Origin of the sequence: Rothia sp. HMSC072B04 (genome assembly GCF_001813725.1) — a bacterium.
GTDB lineage: Bacteria > Actinomycetota > Actinomycetes > Actinomycetales > Micrococcaceae > Rothia > Rothia mucilaginosa.
The window spans coordinates 17,432-42,723 of the sequence record NZ_KV813803.1 but is presented as its reverse complement, the minus strand read 5'-3'; the positions used below and the strand labels follow the sequence as shown (position 1 = coordinate 42,723).

Sequence of the window (25,292 nt, the reverse complement as noted above, 5' to 3'; positions counted from 1 at the left end):
AGAGTCCTCTAGTTGTTATCTCCACCTAAAACTTGACTCCAATGAATCTCCACACACTCAGAATCACCGCTAAAGTGGAGGTCTGCAGGACCAAGCTTGGCAAAATTATCCGGAGTATTTTCAGTATTATTAGACTTAGCATTCCTATTCCGAGGAGGCCCAACTCTTCGCTTAGGAGCCCCGGCACCCACATATTTATTTTTGCCATTTATACGATTGCAAGCACCAAGACCATAAATGCAAATATATCGAATTTTATATCCATGAGATTTATATTCCTTATCACACCATCGACACGGAGAGTCGCAGGAGTCATCACTTTTACCCGAAACAAAAGTTTTAATTAGAATATCACAGTATTTCAGGAACGCCTCTCCTCCCTTCAACTGACTTACGATATCGGATCGCCTCAGAGTGCCCCAACTAACCGCTCCCTTTAATTCAATAACGCAAGCGACGGAATTATCGGGGTCAACAATTAGATAGTCGGGGCGTTTTGCCTGCGAATGACAACTTCCAAAAATAGAATCCACCTTAAAGTGCTCGTCTATTCCAATCATATATGCCCTTTTCGATAGACCTCTAATTTGAAGAGTATATCCAGGGTAATCCGGACGTGCTGACTCCTTAAGAAAAAAATTGCCATCAGCACCACTTGGCAAATTAATTATTTCTCTACCGAAAAGATTTTCAAATAGAGTAATCATTCCAATCCCCAGTAGATATAATCTTCCAATTTATTCATTTCATCTATCACATCATTAAATGAATCCAGCTTAATTCCATACTCATCAATTTCAACCTTGGACAGAGTATTCACTCTAGTCTTCTTCTTATATCCTGGAACAAGGATACTATTCCTACCAGTAACACAAACATTCACTTCTTGATAATTAAGCAACATGGATTCATCATATCCTGCGACAAGGCTGTTATCATGCTCCACATTGTCCCACACGGAATACAGGCGAATTAGATAGTTCAACTCTCGAAGAATATACTCACTATGAGTTGTAATAAGAATACTGATTCCTGCTTGGGAAATCATTGCCAAAAGACGGGCCATCAGACGTTGATTTCGGGGATGCAGATTCAATTCAGGTTCGTCAATTATCAACAAATCCCCCTTGCGGGCATAATAACGAAGATAGAACCACAAATCAACCAGCGCTCTAACCGAGCTAGACACTTCGTCAAGACTAAAGCGATTATTTCGCTTTTTTGATTTACCCTCTCCCTTTGATAAATAGTAACCAATAGATGAATTTGAATATCGATATTCACCTTCACTAATATTCAAGAAATATTCAAGGATATTTTTATGATTTTTATTAATGTAACCATCCTTCTTAATGACATTTTTAATCCTCGTCATAAAGTCGATATTAGACTGAATCGCAGAAGGATATTCGAAATCATACTGTTGATCAACAGAAATCTCCTCGCTAAACAAGGAATCACGCATAGCCCTATTTCTACTATCACCGCGATTTTTCATCTTAGACACTATTGACGAAACAAAATTCTGGCTAGCAATCATCAATCCATCTCGGAACGTGACAATTCCCGTCCTCTCAGCGCTTGATATATATGGCCGAGGAAAAACAGATTTTAGAATACATCTTATAAGCGCAAACGATATCCCATCATCAATTCTCCTAATTTTTTTAGAACTGAAGGTAGATAAAGCCAAAAGACCATTACTTGCCATGTCTTTCAACCTGAAATACACACACAATTCGCCTTCTTTTTTCTCGGCAGAGATAGCTAAGTTCTCCCAATCATCCCCAGTCTCCGACGGGACAGGAATATTTACGTCCAGCACCCATTGCGATTCACGTATTTTCTGAATATCCGATTCATCCAAATGGATTCGCAAATAACTATCGGTAAATTTAGCACCTTCGGCAGCAAATATAGCATCCAAACTTCGCGAGTAAACATTGCACAACCCATCTAAAAATTCTTGCAACAAGGAAACATCCCCCGAAGATGGATTAATATACTCTCCCAAATCAACCTTCGATTCTCTCATCTTCAAAAGATCTTTCAGGTTAATTGATTTAACATTGAACCCACTACGAGATGCAAAAGAATCGAAAATCCCTTCCCAGCCACTTAAAAACCCAAACAAACTATATGTGACATATGTTTTACCTGTATTATTCATACCACATATAATATTGAATTTTTCAAGGGAGTATTCAGCATATCGAACTGGCCCCATATTATAAATACAACATTTCACAATATTCTCCTAACTAAAATAAAATCCGATGAAACCATTTAGAATAGCTAAAAATTATCTTACTCTTAAATTTGGAACCTCCATGTCCCAGGGTGCAAAACTTCAGTAAATATATGATACCTTCAAATTCTCTCATCACCTCATCAGGTAGTCTATCTTTTCGGTTTCTTAGACAGAGATTCCAAATACAGGCTAGGGTACCTGAGCTAATTGATGGTCATCTTCCACAGCTTACGTACAGACGTTAACGTTGCTTCCGAACAGGTTATATAGCAGGAGAAAGAACCATTTCTCACTTATCCACAGCCGCGTGACGACCGGGCACGCGCCTGCACCGCCGCTGGGTTAGTCTTATAGCATGACCTGGATGAACGGCCTGCGCGCCACTTTTGACCTTGAAACCACCGGTGTGGACGTCACCACCGCCCGCATCGTGACTGCTTCCCTGATCCTGCTGGACCCTCAGGGTAATGTGGTGCGCCGTGGCGAGTGGCTTGCCGACCCCGGCGTTGAGATTCCCGCCGGTGCCGCCGCCGTGCACGGCATCACCACCGAGTACGCGCGTGAGCACGGCCGTCCCGCCAGCGAGGTCGTGTGGGAGCTTGCCGGTGCGATTGGTGCGCTGAACCTTGACGGTGTGCCGATTATTGCGTTCAATGCCGCCTACGATTTTTCGGTGCTGCACCACGAGATGCTGCGCCACAATATTGCCAACGGTGAGCTGCCGCCCGGTGTGGTGCTCGACCCGTACGTTCTGCATAAGCACGTGATTCCGCGTAAGCGCGGCAAGCGCACCCTTGAGGTTCTTGCCGCCGAGTACGGTGTCTCCCTGGAGAACGCGCACACCTCCGCTGATGATGCCCTGGCGGCGGAGCGTCTGCTGGTGAAGCTGACCGAGCAGTTCCCCGAGGTTCTCAACGTGGATGCGCGCCAGCTGCACGAGCAGCAGATTCAGTGGGCGGCGGAGCAGGCGGCAAGCTTCCAGGCGTGGTTGCGTACGCAGCCGGGTAAGGAATCTGAGGTCATTGACGGCCGCTGGCCTGTGCGCCGCTAAACCTGCGCCGCTAAAAACCTAGGCAGCATCCCCAAACACCTCTCTTTTACTGACGGGCTGACACTATCCCCGCTTGGGCTTCTCCCCTATGCTAGATAAGGAACCACACCTACACGAATAGCACGACCCGGAAGGCCTCTCATGGATGATCAGCCCCGCACTACCGAGCCGTACCCTGACACTAATACGCGCAGTATTTATCTGGGGTCTACCCGTCTGGCTCATGAGCATTTGGTGGCGCAGTCTCAGGTGGTGCTCCGCCTAGGCCGCATCCTGATGAAGTCGGGTGCGAGCGCATACCGTATTAAGGCGTCGATGGCGCGTTTGGCGAAGGCTGTGGGGTTGAAGGAGCATCACGCGCAGGTGACCTTCACCGAAATTTCGACCTCTTCGTACACTGACGGTAATTTCCGTACTGAGGTGGCTGAGCAGCGCACGATGGGCATTAACGCTCATAAGCTGGATCAGTTGGGTAAGTTCATTTCTGAGCTTCCTGAAAAGATCACCCCTGCGGAGGCGAACGCCGAGCTGGACCGTATCGATTCGGCGAAGCCTCTGTACACCCGCTGGATGTTGGCGCTGGCGTCGGCGGTGGCGTGTGCCGGGTTCGCGTTCTTGAACCGTGGCGGTCTGGTGGAGTGCACGGTGGTGTTCTTCGCGGCGGGTGCCGGCCAGTTTTTGCGTTCGACCCTGCTCAAGCGCGGGGTGAGCCATTTGGCAACGTGGATGGCGTGCGGCTTCCTGGCGGCGGGCCTGTACATTGCGATTGTTAATGTGCTGGTCGCGGTGGGTTGGATTAGCCCGAACCATATGATTGGTTTCATTTCGTCGGTACTGTTCTTGGTGCCCGGTTTCCCCATGGTGACGGGCATGCTCGATATTTCCCGCATGGACTTTTTGGCGGGTATTTCGCGTCTAACCTATGTGGGTTTGTTGTTGCTGAGTGCGTCGTTTGCGGTGTGGGTTTTGGGTTCGCTCTTCCACCTGCCGTTAGCGGCTCCTGCGCCTCTTAACCTTGACCCGACCCTGTATTTAGTGTTGCAGGTGCTTTCCTCGGGTGTTGCGGCGGCTGGCTTCGCGATGCTTTTTGCCGCTTCTCCGGTGGCGTGTGTGTGGGGTGGCGTGATTGCTGCGGTGGCGAACCCCGTTCGTATTCATATGGTGGAGGCGGGTATGCCCGCGCATATGGCAGCGACGATTGCCGTGTTTGGTGTGGGCATTTTGGCTGAGATTGTGGCGCCGCTGCATCAGCGCAAGTACACCCGTATTTCCCTGTCGGTTCCGGCGGTGGTGACGATGGTTCCGGGTGTTCCGTTCTACCGTTCGATGTCGCATTTTGCTAGCGGTGACATGTACTCGGCGGCGAGCGGTTTCGTGCAGTCCCTGCTGATTTTCATGGCGTTGGGTATGGGCCTGGCGTTTGTGCGTCTGCTCTTTGATAAGAACTGGCTGTTCGATCAGGACACTCAGGTGCTCAACCGTCTGGATACTGACCGGCACCTGCGTTAGCGCGTTGCGCATCCTCTCTGTTCCCTAACTTGTCTGTTGTGTTTTATCGTCACCTTTCGGTACGTTCAGGTGCTTGTCACCTGCGGTTCATCTGTAGCGCCTATGATGGTTAGGGACGGGACGTTAGTAACGTGCGGGCTCTGTCGCCTGCCGTGCGTCGTCCCTTGTAATTCTTTAGTTCGCCGTCCCTGTTGAAAGGCACCGATACGATGACTCCTTCCTCTACCCACCCGCTGCACCACGAAGCCAGCGAGAAGCTGTTTGAGCGTTCTCGCGCGGTGATTCCCGGCGGCGTGAATTCCCCGGTGCGCGCCTTCAATTCTGTGGGCGGCACTCCTGCGTTTGCGGCGAAGGCTAAGGGCGCGTACCTGTACGATGCGGACGGCAACGAGTACGTTGACTTGGTCTGCTCGTGGGGCCCGTCGATTCTGGGCCACGCGCACCCGCAGGTCGTGGAGGCCGTTCAGCAGGCGGCTGAGCGCGGCCTGTCGTTTGGTGCGGCGAGCGCGCCGGAGGCTGAGCTGGCTGAGCTGGTGGTCAACCGTATTAACGCAGTGATTCCTGGCGCTATTGATCAGGTGCGTATGGTGTCGACCGGTACTGAGGCGACCATGACTGCGATTCGTCTGGCGCGCGGTGTGACCGGTCGCGACAAGATTATTAAGTTCGCGGGCTGCTACCACGGTCACGTGGATGCGCTGCTCTCTGAGGCTGGTTCGGGTGTGGCTACCCTGGCGCTGCCGGGTTCTGCCGGCGTGACTGCCGCAACCGCCGCGGAGACCATCGTTCTGCCCTATAACGACCTGGACGCTGTACGTGAGGCGTTCGCGAACCACGAGGGTCAGATTGCCGCAATTATCACTGAGGCGGCGCCCTGCAACATGGGTGTGGTGACCCCCGAGCCCGGTTTCAACCGTGGCCTGCACGAGATTGCTCACGCGAATGGTGCGCTCGTCATTTTTGATGAGGTGCTGACCGGTTTCCGTGTGTCTTCGGCTGGTTACTGGGGTTACGCGGCTCCCGAGGATGGCGGCTGGGTTCCCGATATTTTCACGTTCGGCAAGGTCATTGGTGGCGGTATGCCCATCGCGGCGCTGGCCGGTAAGCGTGAGGTCATGGAGCACCTGGCGCCGGTCGGTCCGGTCTACCAGGCGGGTACTCTCTCCGGTAACCCGCTGTCGGTTGCGGCGGGCATTACGACCCTGACCCTGGCTGATGCCGCCGTCTACGCGCACCTGGATTCGCGTAGCGCCCAGCTGCAGCAGGCTCTGACCGAGGCGTTCAACGCCGCCGGTGTGGACCACTCCATCCAGAGCGCCGGTAACCTCTTCTCGGTCGCGTTCGGCACCTCTCAGGAGGGCGTGCACAACTACGCCGACATCAAGGCCTCGGCAACCAGCCGCTACAACGCGTTCTTCCACTCCATGCTCGAATCCGGCGTGTACCTGCCGCCGAGCGCATTCGAGGCGTGGTTCGTTTCTGCCGCCCACGACGATGAGGCGATGGACCGTATCATCTCGGCTCTTCCGGCTGCCGCAGCTGCTGCCGCATCCGCGTAGGAGTTTGAGAGACGTAAGGAGGTGAGCCGCTCATGGATCTGAGCGCTCTGGGACTGCCTATGGAGCAGCTACGCGACGTGTGGCTGATCGCCTTCATGGTGTACCTGGGCTTGTGCCTGCTGGTGGATATCGCCTACCCGGTGCCCATCAAGAAGGAGAAGGCAGCCGAACTGTACCTTGAGGTGTCCGGCTCGCCCGTTGATGAGGCGCGCCGCGCCACCGCGGAACGCACCGCGATGGGTGCGCCGCTGAGCTCCTCCCGCAAGGGTAGCGCCACGAAGAAGGCGAAGAAGAAGCTGGATTCTATTGAGGGCGCCGGCGTGTTTAGCGGCTGGTTCCACACGGTCATGTACCTGTGGGGCTGGATTGTGGCGGTCTCCACTTTCAGCCTGTACTGGGATATCGTGTATGACGGCGTTGTACTGCCGGCGCTGCTTCTGCCGTTCCTCATGGTGTATCTGGGTGCGCGTATTGGCCGCCGTCAGTGGCGTGCAGTTCGCGGATACAGCAAGGATGACCGTGTGCTGGGCATGCCGCGCATCTACTCGGCGACGCTGGGTAAGCTGAGCGCACCGTTCCGTGTGCGCGGCACGGTGCCGGGCGTGGAGCCGATTCGTGACGACCGCACCGCCTACTGGATCCTCGGTGGTATTGCGTTCCTGCTCGCCTCGGTCTTCTTAGTTTCGCTGGCTGGCTGGAGCATCGACGAGGATTGGGAAGCAATCTATATCGGTCACGCATCCTGGTTCTTGCTGGCGGCGGGCGTTCTGCTGATCATCATATTGCTGATGCGTAGCCGCGATTACGTGCTGTACAACCCGGATTCGTTCCAGGCTGGGCGTCTGCTCCTTCCGGCGAAGTCCCGCCCCTACTCTGAGGTTCGTGCGTTCCGTGTGTACCCGAAGAACCCGGACGCTATCAAGCTGAACCCGAAGGACGCGAGCCAGTGGACGCTGGAGATTCTGCTCCCCGGCGGCCGCAAGCATGACTATTCGCTGAATGATCACCAGATTGATTGTTTGGTGGCGCAGATTGCGTTCAATATTGAGCAGGGACGCTGGGCGCAGCTGGATTCGCCGGCGGACCGTGAAATGTTGGCGAAGTACTTTGTGAACGGCCGCGTCATCTGCACGACCATGGGGTATAAGCCTGCCGGTAAGCATGCGGAGGAGGCGGCACGCCGCGCGTCCTTCCAGAAGGCGCAGTACAAGTAAGCTCCTATACCGTTCTTATATCGCGAGAAGCCACATGTGTTTCGAGAAGCCACGTTTTATGTTGCTTTTCGAAACACATGTGGCTTCTGAGCACCGTAGACACATCATCACCGATACCCGTAGAGAGGACAATTCATGGAGCTAAGCGCTTTGGGGATACCCCTAGAGCCGTTGCGCTACATATGGCTCATAGCCTTCCTGCTGTACCTGGTGGTGTGCGTAGCAGTCGATATCGCCTACTCCTCAACCATGAGCAAGGAAGAAGCGAGGCGGCTGCACGTTTTCTACAAGGGCTCCCCCGTAGACAAAGCGATGAGGTACGCCGAACGCCGCTCCCTGGACGGCGACCCGCTCCCCAAACATAAGCTACGTTCCAACCTCACCCGCGCCAGGAAAGAACTCGATAGCATTTCTGGCGTATCTAAGTTTGAGGCGTGGATGCACGCCGTCATGTACGTATGGGCTTGCGTTATCGCGCGGTCCATCTTTCTGCTGTACAAGGACATTGCCCGTGACGGTATCCTGCTACCGGCACTAGTGTTGCCGTTCTACATGGTCTACCTGGGTGCGTGCTGGAGCCGCTTCATTTGGCGTAGCTCCCGCTACTTCAACCTCGATAACCACACCGCGGGTATGCCCCGAGTCCTGGGCGAAATGCTGAACCGTATTGACGCGTTCTTTGCTCCGCAGGACGCACATCCCCAAGCTAAACCGGTGCGTTCGACGCCTAGACTCCACATGGGGCTCTGCGTGACCGTAGTGGTGGCGCTGGTGCTGGCAATCGTCGTCTTCCTCTACTCGCTGGTCGGCTGGACGATTTTGTACACCCCGCCAATGCCTATCGGTGGTGCCTCAATTATGCTGGCGGTTACAGCCGCAGCGGCGCTAGCGTTGCGTTGGCATTATTTGAAGGTCTACTTGCTGTTCAACCCCGATTCGTTCTACGTTGGGCGGCTTTTCCTGCCGGCGAAGAAGTACCGTTACCCCGATATTGAGGAGTTCTGCGTCTTCCCGAAGAACCCCGAACAGATCAAGCCGCCCTTCTACGAACCGTCGCAATGGCAGATAGAAATCAAGGTGCCGTCCAAGATCCCACCGAACCTCGCTCAGCGCATACCGTGGCTGCGCAGGCACATTGTGGCGGTGCACGATGAGCGGGTCGTCTGCCTGACCTCCCAGGTTGCGTTCTACCTGGAGCAGGAACGCTGGGCGGACCTGCGCTCCCCCGCCGACCGGGAGAAACTCGCGGAATACTTCACCAACGGCAACGTTGTGTGCACCTCCCTCGGGTACAAGCCCATCAACAATGAACAACCATAAACGGCGAAAAGCCACATGTGTTTCGAGAAGCCACCAAAGAAGTGGCTTTTCGAAACACATGTGGCTTCTCGGCATTAATGAGGGAGGGAGGGTGTTAGGCGTCCTGCTCGCGCAGCCAGCCTGCCGCCTCCGTACCGTAATAGGTCAGGATAACGTCCGCACCGGCACGGTGAATCGAACGCAGCGACTCCAACACCACAGCCTTACGGTCAATCCAGCCGTTCGCCGCAGCCGCCTCAATCATCGCGTACTCACCCGACACCTGATACGCCGCCACCGGCACCGGCGAAAAATCCGCCACCTCACGCACAATATCCAGATAGCTGCCGGCGGGCTTCACCATGACCATGTCGGCGCCCTCCTCCAGGTCAGCGCGCACCTCCAGAAGCGACTCGCGGCGGTTCGCCGGATCCTGCTGGTAGGTCTTACGGTCGCCCTTGAAGGTCGACTCTACCGCGTCACGGAACGGACCAAAGAACGCCGAAGCGTACTTCGCCGAATACGCCAGAATCGACACATCCTCAAAGCCGGCCTCGTCCAGGGCGGCACGCATCGCCGCAATCTGGCCGTCCATCATGCCCGACGGGGACACCGTGTGCGCACCCGCACGCGCCTGCGAAACCGCCATCTTGCAGTACAGCTCCACAGTCTGATCGTTATCCACCACGAGCGTGCCATGGCCGTCATCAACCAGCACGCCGCAGTGGCCGTGGCTCGTGAACTCATCCAGGCAGGTATCAGCCATGACCACCAGGTCGTCGCCGAACTCCTCACGGCACACCGCAATCGCACGGTTCAGGATGCCCTGCGGATCCCAGGCGGTCGAGCCGACCTCATCCTTATCCTCATCACGGGGAATGCCGAACAGGTCAATGCAGCGGATGCCCGCCTCGTACGCCTCACGCACGGCGGGGATGATGCTCTCCAGGGTGTGCTGGTACTGGCCGGGCATCGAACGAATCGGCTGCGGCTCGTCGATGCCGTCGCGAACGAAGAACACCTGAATCAGCTGCGAGGGGCGCAGGGTGGTCTCAGCGACGAGGGAACGCATGGCTGCAGTGGTGCGCAGGCGACGCGGGCGGCGGGTGAGGTTCATGATCTCTCCTGAAAACTCGATAAAAATATGTGGTCTTAGTAGATGAGGGATGCAGCGGCGCGCGCCAAATCCTGCGGTGACGGCGAATCGGCCTGCACGTAGCGCAGGTTCAGGGCGCGGCATGCGGAGGCGGTACTCGCCCCAATCGTAACCACCGGCGGCACCGATTCGGGCGGTAGCGCGGGTGCGCCGTCGAGTAGGGCGTGCAGGCGGGAGGGGGCGGTCACCACCAGCACATCCGGTGCGGGGGTTTCCGGGGCGGGGGTTTCCGGGTTGGTGGCATCTACGGCATTCCCCTGCACGAGCGCGCGGGCGGTGCTGAGGCTCAGCTCACCGGGCGCCACCTGCTCGGCGGGCACCATGTCGTAGAGCACGCAGCGGCGGCTGTCCCAGCCCAGGTTTTTGAGGCCTTCACGCAGGGTCGGTCGGGCGTTGGAGCCTTCCAGAACCAGCACTGCAGCTGAATCAGTCGCGGCGGGATTAGCTGCGGGGTCTACGGGGGCGGGGCGTTCAAACTCCGCGAGCATACCGGCGGCGCTCTGCACCTGCGGCTGAAAATCCGTGCCCAGCCCCAGCTGGGCGTGTACGGCGCGGGCGGTTGCCGCACCCACGCAGGCGATGCGCACTCCCCCGCTGGCGCAGGCACGGGCAAACTCCGCACCCCACAGCTCGGCGCAGGCGCGAACCGTGTTGGCGCTCGTGAAGCTCACCCACGCATAGTGACCGGAGGCGAGCGCCTCCAGCACTGCGGCGTCGTCTGCGCCCGGTTTGACGGTGCGTGCCTGCTGTAGCGGGGCGAAGAGTACCAGGGGCTCCCCTAACCCGTTCTGTGTGCATTCCTCGGTGAGGGCGCGTGCGAAGGCGGCGCCCTGGGCGGCGGAGCGGGTCAGCAGAACCGTGCGCGGGACATCAGCCTGCGGGGTATCAACCTGCAGGGATTCAGAACGCGGGGTATCAGAAGGCGGGGCAGACATGACGCCTACTTCAGGTCCAATCCGGCCAGGACGGCGGCACCCATCTGCAGCAGGTCTTCTGCCACGCGCACGCCCAGGCGTTCGGCGCCGGGCACATCCAGTTCGGCGGTTGCCGAGGTGTGGCGCAGCATGTCGGTGCCGTCCGGGGACGCCACCACAACGTTAAGCACCAGGTCGCCTTCAACCACGTGCGCGTACGCGCCGATGGGTGCGGCGCATCCGGCTTCGAGGCGGCGCAGCAGGGCACGTTCGGCGCTGACGGCGAGGCGGGTTTCGTGGTGGTTTGCGGCAAGCAGGGCACGGCCGAGGGCACGCACCGGGCGCGCAACCTCGGGGTCGGCGAGTACGGCGGGGTCCGGGTTCTCGAATTCGCTTTCGCGTACTTCCAGGGCGAGTGCACCCTGGCCGGGGGCGGGCAGCATGCGGGTGGGGTCAAGGTACTCGGTGATGAGTTCTTCCTTGCCCAGGCGCTTGAGGCCGGAGACGGCGAGCACCACGGCGTCGCAGTCACCGCTGCGTTCGGTGCCTACGCCGTGGTCGGCGCGTTCGGAAGTTTCGGTGTTCTGGCGGAGCACGACCTGCTTACCGGCGTGCTCTTCCAGGCCCTTCACGCGGCCGATGCGGGTACCCACGTTACCGCGAATGTCCACGATTTCCAGGTCGGGGCGCAGGGCGCGCAGCTGTGCGGCGCGGCGGGGTGAGCCGGTGCCCACGCGGGAGCCTTCCGGCAGGGTGTCGACGGTCAGACCATCGCGTGCCACGAGGGCGTCGCGGGGGTCTTCGCGCTTGAGGGTTGCGGCAACCACCAGGCCGGGGCAGGGTGCGGAGGGCAGGTCCTTGAGGGAGTGCACTGCCATGTCCACGCGGTTTTCTTCGGAGGCGTTCTCACCGTCGAGCAGACGCTGGCGCAGTGCCGCAGCGAATACGCCGGTGCCGCCGAGGGTTGCCAGGGGGCCGGTGAGCACGTCGCCTTCGGTTTTGACGGTGCGCAGGGTGAAGTCCACGACCTCGGCATCTGCGGCGCCGTGGTGTGCCTGGTGTTCGGTGTAGAGGGAGGTGACGGTTTCAGCGGCAATACGGCTTTGGGTCAGGGCGAGAGCAGATCCGCGGGTGCCCAAGATGTACTCGTGATGGCTCATATCTCTCCTTATCGGTGATGTGTGTGATAGCCCGTAGGCGTGTGTGTCTGTGCGTTGAGCTGTGCCTGCAACTGTGTGCGCCGCAGCTGTGTGTGGGCTTGTAGGCAGTGCGGCTCCGACCCGCCCGCACACCCCGGTTAGGGGGGTGTTGGGGCGAGCCGGAGCTACAGGGGTGGCGTTAGTGGGAGCAGCATCCGCCGGAGCCGCATCCACCGGAGCGGCTGGCGGGAGCTTCCTCAGACTCGGCGGTATCAGCAGCGGCTGCGTACTCAGCGATGACCGGCTTCGGCGCACCGCGACCGGGCTTGCAGCAGCCGGGGTCGCACTCGTCGAACCAGCCGTACTGACCGCTCGCGCTCGGGGCGAGGACGCTCTCACGTTCGGGGCGCAGGTCGGCTGAAACGCCGTTTTCCACGCGCTCCTCAATGAGGCGGCGCAGCGACTCCACGTACGCCGGATGCGTACCCGGGGTGGGGGTGCGCACGGCAACCACGCCCAGGCGTTCGCAGGTATCCAGCGCCTCGGTGTCCAAATCCCACTTGACTTCCATGTGGTCGGAGACGAAGCCGAGAGGCACCAGCACGACGCCTTCCACAGGGGCTTCGCCGTCCTCCGCCGGGTTGGCGGGGGTGGGCAGCGCCTCCAGGGCGTCGTTGACGTCCGGTTCCAGCCACGGCATGGACGGCGGGCCGGAACGGGACTGGTACACCAGCTCCCATTCGACGTTCTGCAGAAGCTGCGGGGCCTCATCGCGAACCAGCGAAAGCACGGCGCGAGCGACCTGCAGGTGCTTCTCCACGTAGGCGGAGCCGCCCTCGTAGTTCACACCGCGCGGGCCTGCCTCGTTCGCCGCGGAGGTCGGCACCGAGTGGGTGCAGAACATGATGCGCAGGCGCGGGTTCAGCGAACCGCTATCGCGTGCGGCAAGCCGCTCACGCACCGTGGCGAGGCCGTCCTTCAGCCCGTCAGCGAAAGCGCGGGAGAAGCCGGGCACGTCAAAGAACTGACGAATCTTACCCACGTGCACGCGACCTTCCAGGCCGAGCTGCTCAATCGCCATGCCGTAGTCTTCACGGTACTGGCGGCAGCTCGAGTAGCCCGGGTAGGCGCTGGTCGCCAGCACGAGCACATTACGGTGCCCGTTCTCGTAGGCTTCGGCGAGCACGTCCTTCACGTAGGGCTTCCAGTTGCGGTTCGCCCAGGTGATTGGGATGTGCGGGCCGCGTTCAGCGAGCGCCTGCTGCAGCGCGGCGAGCAGGGCACGGTTCTGCTCGTTAATGGGCGAGATGCCGCCGTTGGCGCGGTAGTGGGTGGCGACCTCTTCGAGGCGCTCATCCGGGATGCCGCGGCCAGCGGTCACGTTGCGAAGGAACGGGATGACGTCCTCCTGCCCCTCGGGGCCACCGAAGGAGGAGAGAATCACCAGGTCGTAGGGGCGCACCTCTTCGGCACGTTCACGGGTGATGCTACGTTCGCTTCGGTAGTCGCCGAGGGTCTGCTCGTTGAGCACGGCGGGGCCGTTGGAGGCGGTGTTCGCCGGGTCGGTGCGGTTGGGTACCACGTCGTCCGGCAGGAGCGTGCCGTTGAGGGTTACGCCGTTGTTCGGCTGATGGCTCACGCCAGAACCTCTGCTACTTCGTCTGCGCCGATGCGGCGGCCGGTGTAGAAGGGGGTGTCTTCGCGAACGTGCAGGCGTGCTTCAGTGTTGCGGAAGTGACGCATCAGGTCGACGAGGTCCACGAGTTCGGGTGCTTCGAGGGCGAGGACCCATTCGTAGTCGTTCAGGCCGAACGATGCGACGGTGTTTGCCAGAACCTGCGGGAAGTCGATGGCCTTCATACCGTGGTTCTTGAGCATTTCTGCACGTCGTTCGGGGTTCATGTAGTACCAGTCGTAGGAGCGTACGAAGGGGTAGACGCAGACCCAGGTTTCAGGTGCCTTGCCGCGTGCGTAGGCGGGGGCGTGGTTGCGGGTGAACTCTGCTTCGCGGTGTACGCCCATGGTGGACCAGACGATGGTGGTGCCTGCGAACAGTGCGGTGCGGCGAATCTTGCGGACTGCTGCCTGCAGCTTTTCGGGGTTCTGGCCGTGGGTCCAAATCATGACGTCGGCGTTGTCGCGCATTGCGGAGACGTCGTAGATGCCGCGCAGGGTCACACCCTCGGCGGCCAGCTGCTCAACAACCTTCTCGAATTCGGCACGAGCCTCGTCGGTGTTAGCCTCTGCCGGGCGTGCGCCGGAGCGTGCGAAGACGGTGTACAGGGCGTAGTGCAGGGTTTCGCCTTCTTCGCGGCCGCGACGGTTTTCGTCGGCTGCGGAGTGCTGGACTGCGTAGCCCTTGGGTGCGCCGCCGTAGCCGTGGCCTGCGTGGGTGTAGCCGCCCTGACCTGCGCCGTGTGCGCCGCCGTGGCCGTGTGCTGCGTGATCGTGAGACATTGTGTGTTCCTTTCTTCAGCGAGGGTTCGCTGTGCTGGAGGCGCGGCTTCCGTAGCTGCGCGTTTTCTCAATTTTTTGGTCTAGTTACTGGCTGGGCTGAGTTATTGGCTGAGCTTCTGCCGCCGCTGCGCCGTCTACTTGGCGGTTGCGGCTTTCGGGGAGGTGACGCCTTCCCAGTCCTGCGCCGCATGGTAGATGAGGCGGTCCATCTGCTCGTAGGTGTCTTTGACGGTTAAGACCAGGCCGGAGCCTGCCGCCCAGGAGCCAACGGTGCTGAGGGTTCCGAGTTCGCTGGCGCGTTCACGGAATTCCTTGACTCGGTCGCGGTGGCCGGGGGTGGAGGCGGGTAGTACACCGCGCCAGCGTACGACGTCCGCGTCAACGAGGTTGTTGTGGGTGAGGGCTACGTCCATCATGCGGCTTGCGTCGCGCAGGGCGAGGGTGATGAGCTGCTCGTCTGCGAGGGCGACTTCGGAGAAGCGGGAGTCTTCGCCGCCTCGGCCGTAGGACAGGCGTACCACGTGGCGTCCGGGGCCTGCGGCCTCGGCGACCCACTGCCATTTGGCGGTGGCGTGGGTGAGTGCCTTGGCGCGTACGGCGGTGGCTTCTTCGGAGACAAGCAGGCCGGTGCCGCGGGGGTGCTTGTCCAGGGCAGGGGCGTCGACGACGAGCGTGACGAGGGCGACTTCGGGGCCGGGTTCCAGGGCGGGTAGTGCGGTGGAGACGTGCGGGCCGATGAGTCGTGCCACGGTCGGGCCGTCGGTGGCGAGCACCAGGTAGTCGGCGTAGAGGGGGGTGTTTTCGCCGTCGGTGGTGTGGCGCTGGATGATGAACCACTGGCCGGTGGATTCGTCGCGGTCAACGGCGATGACGTCGAATCCGGTGACGATGCGAACACCGGAGGCGTACAGGTCTTCGACGAGACGTTCGGACAGCTGGTTCATGCCGCCCACGATGCCGGCGACCTGTGAGCCTGCGGGGGCTGCCGAGCGGAAAGCGTGCGCTGCGGCGGCGAGGGAGCGGTGCTTGCGGAAGGCTTCGCGCAGACCGGGGATGGTCGCATCGACGTCGAGCTTGTCGGGGTGGGTGGAGTACACGCCGGAGACTACGGGTGCGACGAGGTTGTCGAGCACTTTCTGGCCCATGCGGATGCGCACGAGCTCACCGAGGGTCTTCGCGTTCTCGCCTGCGGAGACGGGGAGGAACTTGTCCACCTGGGCGCGGCGCAGACCGTTCTTACCGATGACGGGGATCAGCGACTTATCGTTCACATTGCCGGGGATGCCCATGATGCCGGTGCTGGGGGTGCGACGGGCGCCCTGCGGCAGGTACAGCCAGGAGCCGTAGGAGTTGGGGGTGACGATCTGGTCGCCCAGGCCGAGTTCCTTGACGAGGTCGCTGACAATGGGGCTGCGGGTTGCGAAGGATTCTGCGCCGGAGTCCAGCAGAAGGCCGCCAACTTCGTGGGCACCAACGGCACCGCCAAGGTGGTGGCGCTGTTCGAGCAGGGTGACGCGCATACCGGCTGCGGCGAGGCGGCGTGCGGAGATCAGGCCGGAGGGGCCGCCGCCGATGACGATGGCGGTGGGTGCCTTCTCGTTGCGGGTGAAAGCTCGTGCGTTCTGGGGCGCGGCGGAGGAACTGACCTGTGCGGTGCGGTGCGGTGCCTGGTTGGTGTGGCCCATGGTGGTTCTCCTTTGGTCTGCGTGCAGTGGAGTTGCCCATTGCGGTAACGGGTGTGGTGGTTGGTTCGGGGTGCAGATGTTCGGTGCAGATGCCGGAGGGTGTCCAGCATCTGCGCTGTCTATTTATCGTTATTTATCCTATGCCTGCGCGGTGCGTTCGTGGATATATGCCACGAGGTCGGTGAGCACCTGCGGGTCGGTGGTCGGGGGTACGCCGTGGCCGAGGTTGACCACGTGCGAGGGGGCGGCGTTGCCTTCTGCGAGGACCTCGTCTACGTGTGCGTAGAGGTTTTCGGTGCCTGCGGCGAGCAGTGCCGGGTCGATGTTGCCCTGCAGGGGTACGGCGCCGTTGAGCAGGGTGTTCGCTGCCGAGAGCGGCAGGCGGTAGTCCACGCCGATGACGTCTGCGCCGGCTTCGTGCATGGCGGGCAGCAGGGCGGTGGTGCCGGTGCCGAAGTGGATGCGCGGCACACCGTATTCGCGCACCATATCGAGAGCGGTTGCGGAGTGTGCCTGCACGTAGCGGCGGTAGTCGCTTTCGCCGAGGGATCCTGCCCAGGAGTCAAAGAGCTGCACGGCGGATGCGCCCGCCTCGATCTGTGCGCGCAGGAACTGGCCTGCGGTGCGGGCTGCCCATTCGGCAAGTTCGTGCCAGGCGGCGGGGTCGGCGTGCATCATGGTGCGCGGGCGCAGGTGGTCGCGGGAGGGGCCGCCTTCGACCATGTAGGCGGCGACAGTGAAGGGGGCTCCGGCGAAGCCGATGAGCGGGGTGTCGCCGAGCATTTCTACGGTGGCGGCGACGGCTTCGCGGATGGGGTCGAGGTCGCTGTCTTTGAGTTCGGGCAGGGCGCGCACCTCGTCGAGGGTGCGTACGGGCTGGTCGAGTACGGGGCCCTTACCGGGCACGATGTCGACGTTGACGCCCGCGAGCTTCATGGGGATGACGATGTCGGAGAAGAAGATGCCGGCGTCGACCTTGTGGCGGCGGACGGGCTGCACGGTGATTTCTGCGGCGAGCTCGGGGGTGAGGCATGCGTCCAGCATGGGGATGCCTTCACGTACCTGGCGGTATTCGGGCAGGGAGCGGCCTGCCTGGCGCATGAACCAGACGGGTCGGTGGCTGGAGGGGCGGCCGGTGAGGGCGCGGAGCATGGGCGAGTCGGCGGTAGTGCCTGCGCGCAGGGGGTGGTTGGCGGGTAGGTGCGCGAGCTGTTCGTCGGTGAGCAGGGGTCGCTGGGCGTCGGTGGGGTGTGCGGGCAGGGCGGGTGCCTGTGCGGTGCCCTGTGCCGACGCGGGGCCCTTTTCCGATGCGGGGGTGGTGTGCTGGTTTTCGCTCATAGTCTCTAGTGTGACAGGTTTATGTGGGCGTTTTTGCGACACTATGTCATGGTGACTCTTACCTAATGATGACTTTCTTAGCACTGAGGGAAACCTTAGTTCGCGCCTGCTCTTCGTGCCCGCATCCCCCACCGCGCAGATTTTCTTGCCCCCTACGATGATGGAACTTAGGTTCTGTGAGCTTTACAGGGGCTTAGTCGGCGTGGTTATGATTAGTCTCTAGTGAGTACTTATGCATTTGTGGCATCGCACCACACCGTTGATTTGACCACCGTCGCTGCGTTGAGCGCCGGTGCCTCTGGCGTACCCGATGTTCTGGCGGCGGATATCGCACGTCAACTCGGTGTTAAGGGTGCAGTAGTTCTTGCCACCTGTAACCGTCTTGAAATGTATGTTCAGCTGCACGTCTCTGCGCATGTGCACATGGTTCGTGAGCTGATTGTTGATTCGATTGCGCAAACCTCCGGCCTGGACAAGGAACTGGTCAATACCAGTTTCGACGTGTACGCAGACGAGGAAGCGGCACGCCACCTGCTGACGGTCGCCTCCGGCCTGGAGTCTGCCGTGGTTGGCGAGCGCGAAATCGCCGGTCAGGTACGCCGCGCCCTGGCTGCCGCGCAGGCGAAGGCTCAGGAGGAGGGTGTGGCTCTTCCTGGTGAGCTGGTGCAGCTGTTTGAGCATGCGGCGCATACGGCTCGTCAGGTAGGGCAGCACACGGCACTTGGCGCCCAGGGCCGCTCGATTGTGTCTGTTGCCTTGGATCTTGCGGATGAGGTTGCCGAGAAGGACTGGTCGACCCGACGCGCTCTAATTTTTGGTACGGGTGCATATGCGGGTGCAACCATTGCGGCGCTGCGCGAGCGCGGTTGCACCGATATTTGGGTCAATTCCCGTTCTGGTCGCGCCCCAGAGTTCGCGGCGAAGCGCGACGTCTTCGCAGTGCCCGAGGACGGCATGGAACAGGCGATGGCTGAGGCTGACGTGATTATTGGCTGCTCTGGCGGCTCCGATCCGCTGCTTCCCGAGCAGATTCCGGCTGGTCACCACACGATTCTTGACCTTGCTCTTTCACGTGACTTTGATCCGTCGGTCGCTGACCTGCCGAATGTTGAGCTGATTACGCTCGAGTCGGTGCGCCTTGCCGCCCCCGAGGAGACCGAGGAATCCGTGGCGACGGCTACGCGCATTGTGGAGTCTGAGCTGGCGGCGTTTGTGTCTCGTCAGCGTTCCCGCACGATTGACTCCGCGATTGTTGCGCTGCGCTCGCACACTATGGATGTGCTGGATTCTGAGTTGGAGAAGGTACGTAACCAGTTTGGTTGCGGTGCGGCGACGGAGCAGTTCGAGCTGGCGATGCGCCGCATGGTGAAGTCCCTGCTGCACACCCCGACAGTGCGCGCCAAGAAGCTGGCATCGGAGGGTCGCGCAGAGGATTACGTGCAGGCGCTGGAGACTCTCTACGGTATTCAGGTGGAGGACTCTTAAGAGCTTCCTCTCCCCCGCTCTTCCCGGCGTTTTCGCGCGCATTTTCACGCATCCGGCGGTGAGTATTTTATTAGCCCCCGGCGAAGTACCGCCCGTTCACGGTGCCGATGGGCGCATTCACGCTAGAGTAGATGCTAGATAAGACAGTTCCCATACCCGGCGCACGTTTGGCTGCGCCGGACTATTCTGCGAGGAGACTCATGGAAATCAAGATTGGCATTCGCCACATTGCTCGTGAAATCGTTGTTGAGACCAGTGAGGCTAAGGAAATCCTCATGGAGAAGGTCTCGAAGGCTATTGAGGATGGCTCGCTGCTGCAGATTATGGATGATAAGGGCAACACCACCCTGATTTCTGGCGCTCAGATTGGCTACGTCGAGCTGGGTTCCGACGCTAAGCGTCACGTTGGTTTCGGTATCGGCGCCTAATTAGTTCGGTAGCTGAACCCCCTTTAGCTTGAGCTTTCCCCGCATCCGTCACGATGCGTAACCGCGCTTTATGCGCTGTGTGCGTGCGCTTTATGCGCCACGTGGTTACGCCGTGCCGAATGCGGGGTTTTGCGTTTTAAACCGCCCGCACAAAAACTTCGCGGCACCCGGTTTTGGGGCGGTATATCGCCCATCACGGGCGCACACCACAACCAGTCGGGGGTGCGCCGAAAGCAAATCCAGGTTAATATTGAGGGGTTAAGTGAATGACCGGTCGTACCCCTTTCAAGACCCCGAGGCTGCACCGCCTTCTCATCATGAATGAACCTTGAGTAATAACCATGCGTGCAGGCGGCGTCTCGGTAAGAATTTCCCGTGTAAGAATTTCCCGCGGCCGGCTTTCGACGCCCGCCCGTCACCGCCTCCACCGTTGGGGCGCTGGCTGGTACACCCCGTTACGGGGAGAAACACACCCCGAGCAGGGGTAGAAAGATACGGTCCAGTGACTGAAACGAACACGCAGGAAACCACTCAGACTGCAAAGTCCTTCGCCGACTTCGGCGTTCGCCAGGATATTAGCGACGCTCTCGCGGCGGTTGGCATTACCTCCCCCTTCCCCATCCAGGAGCTGACTCTTCCCGTGGCTCTGTCTGGCCAGGACATCATTGGTCAGGCGAAGACCGGTACCGGTAAGACCCTCGGCTTCGGTCTGCCCACCATCCAGCGTGTGGTCGGCCGCGACGATGAGGGTTGGGCTGATTTGGAGTACCCCGGCGCACCTCAGGCGCTGATTCTGGTTCCGACCCGTGAGCTTGCTATTCAGGTGGGCGAGGACCTGGCGATTGCCGCGAAGCTGCGCAACGCCCGCGTCGCCACCCTGTACGGTGGTGTGCCGATTGAGCCTCAGGCTGAGCTGCTGCGCCGCGGCCTGGAGGTTGCGGTGGGCACCCCCGGCCGCATCATCGACCTGTACCAGCAGGGCTTCCTGAACCTGAAGCAGGTTAAGATTGTGGTCCTCGATGAGGCAGACGAGATGCTGGATTTGGGTTTCCAGCCGTCGGTTGAGAAGATCCTCAGCTACCTGCCGGAGGACCGCCAGAGCATGCTGTTCTCCGCAACCATGCCCGGCCCGGTCATTGCGATGGCACGCCAGTACATGACCAAGCCCATGCGCATTAGCGCCGCTGACCCCGAGGACGCCTCGAAGACTAAGGCTTCGATCCGCCAGGTCGTCTACCGTGCGCACCACCTGGACAAGGACGAGATGATTGGCCGCATTCTGCGCGCTACCGGCCGCGGCCGCACCGTCATCTTCACCAAGACCAAGCGTGACGCTGCCCGCGTGGCGGAGGAGCTGGTGAACCGTGGCTTCGCTGCCGCTCCCCTGCACGGTGACCTGAACCAGGTTGCGCGTGAGCAGGCGCTGAAGGCGTTCCGCACCGGCAAGGTCGACATTCTGGTTGCGACCGACGTGGCGGCTCGCGGTATTGACGTTGAAGACGTGACCCACGTGATTAACCACCGCGTTCCCGAGGATGAGAAGACTTACCTGCACCGTACCGGCCGTACCGGTCGTGCCGGCAATGAGGGTACCGCTGTGACCCTGGTTGACTGGGATGACCTGCCGCGCTGGAAGGTCATTAACGACGCCCTGGAGCTGGGTGTTCCTGAGCCGGTTGAGACGTACTCTTCCTCTGAACACCTGTTCTACGACCTGAACATTCCGGCTGGCACTAAGGGTCGCCTGCCGCGCGAGGAGCGTGTGGCTGAGGGCATGGGCGACGAGTTCTTTGAGAGTGCCCGCGATTCTCGTGATGGCCGTCCGGCTCGTTCTCGCGGTGGCCGCGACGGTTCCCGTGAGGGTGGCCGTTCTGGCGGTCGTGACGGTGAGAAGGGTTCGCGCCGTTCTCGCGGTGGCCGCGACGGTCGTTCCGGTGAGGGCCGCGGCGAGCGCCGTAGCCGCTCCGAGGGCCGCAAGCGTTCTGAGCGTTCTTCTGAGCGTGCGGAGCGTACCGAGCAGGGCGCATCCGAACGTTCTTCTGAGCGTTCTGAGCGTGCGCCTCGTCAGCGTCGCCGTACCCGCCGTGTTGAGGGTCAGCCCGTGGAGGGTGAGGGCCGCCGCCGTACCCGCCGCCGTTCTGAAGGCTCGCGTGCTGAGGGCTCTCGTTCTGAGGGTTCTCGCGGTAAGGGCCGTGGCGCTGACCGTGCTGGTTCTGAAGGCTAGGGCCGGGGTTGGGTATTTCAGCATCCCCGGCGCCCGCCGCGCCCTCCCCTGCCGCTGAGTCGCCCCGCACGGATTCGACGGTTTTCGATCCGCAGGGCCCCTCGCTGCTGGTACAGGCAGATAACCTGGAGTATCTGCGTGAGCTGCCCGATGGTGCGTTCACCGTGATTTACATTGACCCGCCGTTCAATACGGGTAAGAAGCAGACGCGCCGCACGTTGAGCGCGGAAGCTTCTGAGAAGGGTGACCGCACCGGTTTTAAGGGCAAGAGCTATTCGAGCACCCTGCAGACTCTGGCGAGCTATAACGACTCGTTCGAGGATTATTGGGCGTTCCTAGCGCCGCGTATTGAGCAGGCGCATCGTCTGCTTGCGCAGGACGGCACCCTGTACCTGCACCTGGATTGGCGTGAGGTTCATTATGTGAAGATTATGTGCGACATGATTTTTGGTCGTGAGAACTTCATTAATGAGCTGATTTGGGCGTATGACTACGGTGCGAAGTCTACGCGCCGCTGGCCGACGAAGCACGACAATATTCTGGTGTATGCGAAGGATCACCGTAGCTATTACTTCAATACTGCGGAGGTTGATCGTGAACCGTATATGGCTCCGGGTCTGGTGACTGAGGAGAAGGCTTCTCGCGGTAAGCTCCCTACGGATGTGTGGTGGCATACTATTGTGTCGCCTACGGGTAAGGAGAAGACGGGGTATCCCACGCAGAAGCCTACGGGTTTGTTGCGTCGTATGATTGCGGCGAGTTCCCGCCCGGGTGATTGGGTGTTGGATTTCTTCGCTGGTTCTGGTTCTACGGGTGCGGCGGCGGCTCAGCTGGGTCGTAAGTTCGTGTGTGTGGATCAGAATCCGCCGGCTATTGAGGTGATGGCTAAGCGCCTGGGTGTGGATCCGGTGTCGTTCGCTGAGTATCGCGGTGTGCCGCGTGGGGCGAGTGTGCTGTTCACGCCGAAACGTACGGTGGGTGTTCGTGGCGGCACGAGTCGTGATGCGTTGACGGCGGCGAGCCGTCATGCGTTGAAGGCTGTGTTGGATACGCTCACGGAGACTACGCAGCCGGTTGAGGGTGCGTCGTGCCGGTTTGTGCGTCACTGGTCTATGGATGCGGTGGATAAGAAGATGCGTATTGATGGGCGTGATGAGTTGCGTCGTCAGCGTCAGCATCAGGCGCGAGCTAAGGCTCGTGCGGCGCGTGCGGCTGCTCAGATGGATGCGGCGGCTGCGGGTGCGGTGTTGCAGCATCATGCGTCGCGTGAGAGCGTCTAGGCGGTCTTGTCTGCGCGTCCGTGAGAGCACGTGTTAAGAGTGTGGGGCGGGTTCCCGATTAGGGACCCGCCCCACACTCTTTTGCGTTGCCCTAGTGTTCTGTTCTAAGGTGCCTTCTCTTTATAAATGTTTTTAGAATGCACCTCGAGTATCTGCCATGCGCAATACTTCAAAAGCCTGTTCATATGTTGCTTGGAAAGTCCATTGGCTCACTCGTCGGCCTTCAGAGTCCATGCTCGCTACGTCATGGTACCTAACTGATTCGTGGAAGCCAGTGTACTTCTTATCAGAGCCGGCTCCAGTGTATTTCAACCAAACATAGGCCCGATGCAGCTCTGAACCGTAAGGAAGGTTGGGGTTCCGCTTGGTCCAGGGTTCTTCCTCATTTGGAGGATTCATATCGGGTAGCTTGACTGCCGGACTACCAGCTAGGCGGTATGCCATGATTACTGTCGTCGTTTCATTCGCGGGGGCATCATAATGGAAATTCCCATCACTCCAACCCCAGGTAATGCCCCGCTCACGAGCCCACATCACCACAGGAAAACGCGGATCATCAGTCTTAATATCACCGTACGGTGACTGAGCTGGAAGATTCTTCACCTCAGGAGAACCCGACAGACGGTACAAATACTCCACAAACTGGCCACGAGAGATAACACTATCTTTCTTGACCATTTGGTGCTTCTGATACTCAGAAATCAGACCAATGCACTGCGCCCAATTAAAGATAACGCGACGCCCCAATTCACCATCTTGCCGATAGTACTCATATTCTGCGCGGTCGTTGCAGGTCACTGCCGGTTCGTCCGGCTGTACAATGGGGGTCACCTCGTGAGGCTTCAAATGCCCGGTGGCATACGCCGGAACACTACCGCACACCATGGCACCTGCCAGCAGTACCGTGCCACCGGCCTGGATGGCCCGCTTTGTGGGGCGGGTGAATAATTGTCGAAGCATCATAGCTCCTTCATGAACAGAGGGGAGGCACAATCTTTGTGCGCCCCAATGAGTAGAACGTTCTCAGCGTACCAAAAATCCTAACCTTCAGGTAGAGATTTAGGGAATATGCAATGAGGTGAAAGCAAAAGAATGGGGGGCGGGTTCCTTTGATTAGGAACCCGCCCCACACTTGCGTCTTAGTGCTGTGCCGCCAGCTGCTCGCGGATACGCGCCACCGTCGCCGCATCCGTCGTATTCTCACCCAGCAGATTCGGCTTACCCGCGCCGTGATAATCACTCGAACCCGTCACCAGCACCTCACGGCCCGCAGCACGCTGACGCTCAATAAACTCCAGCAGGCGCGCCCGGTCTTCCGCGGAGTTCTCGCGGTGGTGCACCTCCACACCCGCTAGACCAGCCTCCACCATCAAACCCAGGTACTCCAGGCTCAACGCAGGCCCACGCATCGTACTCATCGGATGCGCAATCACCGGCACGCCCCCAGCCTCACGCACCAGACGCACCGCCTCCAGCGGGTCCAGCGCGTCCTGCGGCACATAGTAGGGGCTGCCCGTGTACAGCAGCTTCGCGAAAGCCTCAGAACGGTCAGCAACCACGCCAGCGGCAACCAGCGCATCGGCAATATGGGGGCGGCCCACCGCCGTGTTCCCCTCCCCCACCTGCGCCAACACGTCGTCCCAGGTTAGCGGGTAGTCGGCGGCAAGACGCTGCACAATAGCCTGCGCGCGGCCCTTACGGCTGGCGCGAATCGCCTCCACACGGCGCGCCAACTCTGAACCCACCGGGTCAAAACCATAAGCGAGCAGGTGAATGGTCTTCGTGCGTGAGCGACCCTCACCGTCGGTGTAACGGTAACGGCAGGAGAACTCGGCACCCGGCAGAAAATCCAGACCGTGCTCATCCGCCAGCTGAGCCGCCTGTGCCCACCCAGCCGTCGTATCGTGATCAGTCAGCGCGAATCCCGCCAACCCGGTGCGAGCAATCAGCGGCACCAGCTCAGTCAGGCTCTGCGTGCCGTCAGAAATAGCGGAGTGAATATGCAGGTCGTAGCGCCCGGCAGGGTTCTGGTTTTCAGGCGCGCCCAATTCAGCGGGCTGCGGTGCCTGCTTCGCATGAGGTGCACTGTTCCGGTGTTCTGTGTGCGTCATATTCTCTCCTTCCCCGCCCCTGCTAGTTCGTCGCCACCTCAGCGGGGTTTTAAGGCATGTCATCTACTCTTCTGATTCAACCCTACCAATATCGGCGGCGCAATATCGGGCACCCGGTCGCAGGTCAAAGATATATTCTGACCCACCGCACCCTCTCTTATGGTCAAAAGCGCTAAAACACCTGCCCACCTG

The 25,292-nt window shown here is 59.9% G+C and carries 20 protein-coding genes; 9 read left to right on the top strand and 11 right to left on the bottom strand.

Annotated features, from left to right (window positions below; genetic code table 11):
- Positions 1 to 8 precede the first annotated feature (8 nt).
- Positions 9 to 707 carry a hypothetical protein gene (locus tag HMPREF2928_RS09075; RefSeq protein WP_141754950.1) on the bottom strand — a complete coding sequence of 233 codons (699 nt, stop codon included), beginning with the start codon at positions 705 to 707 and terminating at the stop codon, positions 9 to 11.
- Positions 704 to 2,248 carry an AAA family ATPase gene (locus HMPREF2928_RS08960; protein ID WP_141754949.1) on the bottom strand — a complete coding sequence of 515 codons (1,545 nt, stop codon included), beginning with the start codon at positions 2,246 to 2,248 and terminating at the stop codon, positions 704 to 706. Before HMPREF2928_RS08960 ends, HMPREF2928_RS09075 begins: the two co-directional genes overlap by 4 nt.
- A gap of 358 nt (positions 2,249 to 2,606) precedes the next feature.
- On the opposite strand from HMPREF2928_RS08960, the gene HMPREF2928_RS04675 reads away from it, so the two are divergent.
- From HMPREF2928_RS04675 to HMPREF2928_RS04655, 5 genes are all read left to right on the top strand, one after another.
- Positions 2,607 to 3,302 (top strand): 3'-5' exonuclease, encoded by a 696-nt coding sequence (locus tag HMPREF2928_RS04675; protein ID WP_070687497.1) that lies wholly within the window; start codon positions 2,607 to 2,609, stop codon positions 3,300 to 3,302.
- Between the two features lie 141 nt (positions 3,303 to 3,443).
- Positions 3,444 to 4,811, top strand: coding sequence for a threonine/serine exporter family protein (locus HMPREF2928_RS04670; protein WP_070687496.1), 1,368 nt, complete (start codon positions 3,444 to 3,446; stop codon positions 4,809 to 4,811).
- A gap of 209 nt (positions 4,812 to 5,020) precedes the next feature.
- Positions 5,021 to 6,370: a glutamate-1-semialdehyde 2,1-aminomutase gene (gene hemL / locus HMPREF2928_RS04665; protein ID WP_070687495.1), complete on the top strand. Its 1,350-nt coding sequence runs from the start codon at positions 5,021 to 5,023 to the stop codon at positions 6,368 to 6,370.
- A gap of 32 nt (positions 6,371 to 6,402) precedes the next feature.
- Positions 6,403 to 7,584: a sugar dehydrogenase gene (locus HMPREF2928_RS04660; RefSeq protein ID WP_070687494.1), complete on the top strand. Its 1,182-nt coding sequence runs from the start codon at positions 6,403 to 6,405 to the stop codon at positions 7,582 to 7,584.
- 249 nt (positions 7,585 to 7,833) lie between these two features.
- Positions 7,834 to 8,904 (top strand): transcriptional regulator, encoded by a 1,071-nt coding sequence (locus HMPREF2928_RS04655; RefSeq protein ID WP_246823562.1) that lies wholly within the window; start codon positions 7,834 to 7,836, stop codon positions 8,902 to 8,904.
- Between the two features lie 94 nt (positions 8,905 to 8,998).
- Here the strand turns inward: HMPREF2928_RS04655 and hemB are convergent, their stop codons facing one another.
- From hemB to hemE, 7 genes are all read right to left on the bottom strand, one after another.
- Positions 8,999 to 10,000, bottom strand: a complete 1,002-nt coding sequence (hemB, locus tag HMPREF2928_RS04650; protein WP_070687492.1) for a porphobilinogen synthase — start codon at positions 9,998 to 10,000, stop codon at positions 8,999 to 9,001.
- A 35-nt stretch (positions 10,001 to 10,035) separates the two neighbouring features.
- Entirely contained in the window at positions 10,036 to 10,974 is a 939-nt protein-coding gene (locus tag HMPREF2928_RS04645; RefSeq protein WP_083311377.1) for a uroporphyrinogen-III synthase, read from the bottom strand.
- 5 nt (positions 10,975 to 10,979) lie between these two features.
- Entirely contained in the window at positions 10,980 to 12,113 is a 1,134-nt protein-coding gene (locus tag HMPREF2928_RS04640; protein WP_070687491.1) for a hydroxymethylbilane synthase, read from the bottom strand.
- Positions 12,114 to 12,291: 178 nt separating this feature from the next.
- Complete coding sequence (locus HMPREF2928_RS04635) at positions 12,292 to 13,731, bottom strand: ferrochelatase (RefSeq protein ID WP_070687490.1); 1,440 nt, start codon at positions 13,729 to 13,731, stop codon at positions 12,292 to 12,294.
- Complete coding sequence (gene hemQ, locus HMPREF2928_RS04630; RefSeq protein ID WP_070629879.1) at positions 13,728 to 14,549, bottom strand: hydrogen peroxide-dependent heme synthase; 822 nt, start codon at positions 14,547 to 14,549, stop codon at positions 13,728 to 13,730. The genes HMPREF2928_RS04635 and hemQ overlap by 4 nt, the downstream gene beginning before the upstream one ends.
- A 134-nt stretch (positions 14,550 to 14,683) precedes the next feature.
- Positions 14,684 to 16,234, bottom strand: a complete 1,551-nt coding sequence (gene hemG / locus HMPREF2928_RS04625) for a protoporphyrinogen oxidase (protein WP_070687489.1) — start codon at positions 16,232 to 16,234, stop codon at positions 14,684 to 14,686.
- A gap of 138 nt (positions 16,235 to 16,372) precedes the next feature.
- Complete coding sequence (hemE, locus tag HMPREF2928_RS04620; protein WP_070687488.1) at positions 16,373 to 17,572, bottom strand: uroporphyrinogen decarboxylase; 1,200 nt, start codon at positions 17,570 to 17,572, stop codon at positions 16,373 to 16,375.
- Positions 17,573 to 17,794: 222 nt separating this feature from the next.
- On the opposite strand from hemE, the gene HMPREF2928_RS04615 reads away from it, so the two are divergent.
- From HMPREF2928_RS04615 to HMPREF2928_RS04600, 4 genes are all read left to right on the top strand, one after another.
- Positions 17,795 to 19,057: a glutamyl-tRNA reductase gene (locus tag HMPREF2928_RS04615; RefSeq protein ID WP_070687487.1), complete on the top strand. Its 1,263-nt coding sequence runs from the start codon at positions 17,795 to 17,797 to the stop codon at positions 19,055 to 19,057.
- Positions 19,058 to 19,257: 200 nt separating this feature from the next.
- On the top strand, positions 19,258 to 19,485 hold the full coding sequence (locus HMPREF2928_RS04610) for a DUF3107 domain-containing protein (protein ID WP_005505268.1): 228 nt from the start codon (positions 19,258 to 19,260) through the stop codon (positions 19,483 to 19,485).
- 502 nt (positions 19,486 to 19,987) lie between these two features.
- Complete coding sequence (locus HMPREF2928_RS04605; RefSeq protein ID WP_070687486.1) at positions 19,988 to 21,709, top strand: DEAD/DEAH box helicase; 1,722 nt, start codon at positions 19,988 to 19,990, stop codon at positions 21,707 to 21,709.
- Between the two features lie 8 nt (positions 21,710 to 21,717).
- Positions 21,718 to 22,989 (top strand): DNA-methyltransferase, encoded by a 1,272-nt coding sequence (locus HMPREF2928_RS04600; protein ID WP_070687485.1) that lies wholly within the window; start codon positions 21,718 to 21,720, stop codon positions 22,987 to 22,989.
- 132 nt (positions 22,990 to 23,121) lie between these two features.
- On the opposite strand, the gene HMPREF2928_RS04595 is transcribed toward HMPREF2928_RS04600, so the two are convergent.
- On the bottom strand, positions 23,122 to 23,952 hold the full coding sequence (locus tag HMPREF2928_RS04595) for an S-layer homology domain-containing protein (RefSeq protein ID WP_246823561.1): 831 nt from the start codon (positions 23,950 to 23,952) through the stop codon (positions 23,122 to 23,124).
- Positions 23,953 to 24,128: 176 nt separating this feature from the next.
- The gene (locus tag HMPREF2928_RS04590) at positions 24,129 to 25,100 is read right to left on the bottom strand and encodes a PHP domain-containing protein (RefSeq protein WP_080975582.1); all 972 of its coding nucleotides are present in this window, start codon (positions 25,098 to 25,100) and stop codon (positions 24,129 to 24,131) included.
- Positions 25,101 to 25,292: the final 192 nt, after the last annotated feature.

Coding starts and splice junctions, on each gene's coding strand:
- HMPREF2928_RS09075 (WP_141754950.1), bottom strand. CDS start 707: ATGATTACTCTATTTGAAAATCTTTTCGGTAGAGAAATAATTAATTTG.
- HMPREF2928_RS04675 (WP_070687497.1), top strand. CDS start 2,607: ATGACCTGGATGAACGGCCTGCGCGCCACTTTTGACCTTGAAACCACC.
- HMPREF2928_RS04670 (WP_070687496.1), top strand. CDS start 3,444: ATGGATGATCAGCCCCGCACTACCGAGCCGTACCCTGACACTAATACG.
- hemL (WP_070687495.1), top strand. CDS start 5,021: ATGACTCCTTCCTCTACCCACCCGCTGCACCACGAAGCCAGCGAGAAG.
- HMPREF2928_RS04660 (WP_070687494.1), top strand. CDS start 6,403: ATGGATCTGAGCGCTCTGGGACTGCCTATGGAGCAGCTACGCGACGTG.
- HMPREF2928_RS04655 (WP_246823562.1), top strand. CDS start 7,834: ATGAGCAAGGAAGAAGCGAGGCGGCTGCACGTTTTCTACAAGGGCTCC.
- hemB (WP_070687492.1), bottom strand. CDS start 10,000: ATGAACCTCACCCGCCGCCCGCGTCGCCTGCGCACCACTGCAGCCATG.
- HMPREF2928_RS04645 (WP_083311377.1), bottom strand. CDS start 10,974: ATGTCTGCCCCGCCTTCTGATACCCCGCGTTCTGAATCCCTGCAGGTT.
- HMPREF2928_RS04640 (WP_070687491.1), bottom strand. CDS start 12,113: ATGAGCCATCACGAGTACATCTTGGGCACCCGCGGATCTGCTCTCGCC.
- hemQ (WP_070629879.1), bottom strand. CDS start 14,549: ATGTCTCACGATCACGCAGCACACGGCCACGGCGGCGCACACGGCGCA.
- hemG (WP_070687489.1), bottom strand. CDS start 16,234: ATGGGCCACACCAACCAGGCACCGCACCGCACCGCACAGGTCAGTTCC.
- hemE (WP_070687488.1), bottom strand. CDS start 17,572: ATGAGCGAAAACCAGCACACCACCCCCGCATCGGAAAAGGGCCCCGCG.
- HMPREF2928_RS04610 (WP_005505268.1), top strand. CDS start 19,258: ATGGAAATCAAGATTGGCATTCGCCACATTGCTCGTGAAATCGTTGTT.
- HMPREF2928_RS04595 (WP_246823561.1), bottom strand. CDS start 23,952: ATGATGCTTCGACAATTATTCACCCGCCCCACAAAGCGGGCCATCCAG.
- HMPREF2928_RS04590 (WP_080975582.1), bottom strand. CDS start 25,100: ATGACGCACACAGAACACCGGAACAGTGCACCTCATGCGAAGCAGGCA.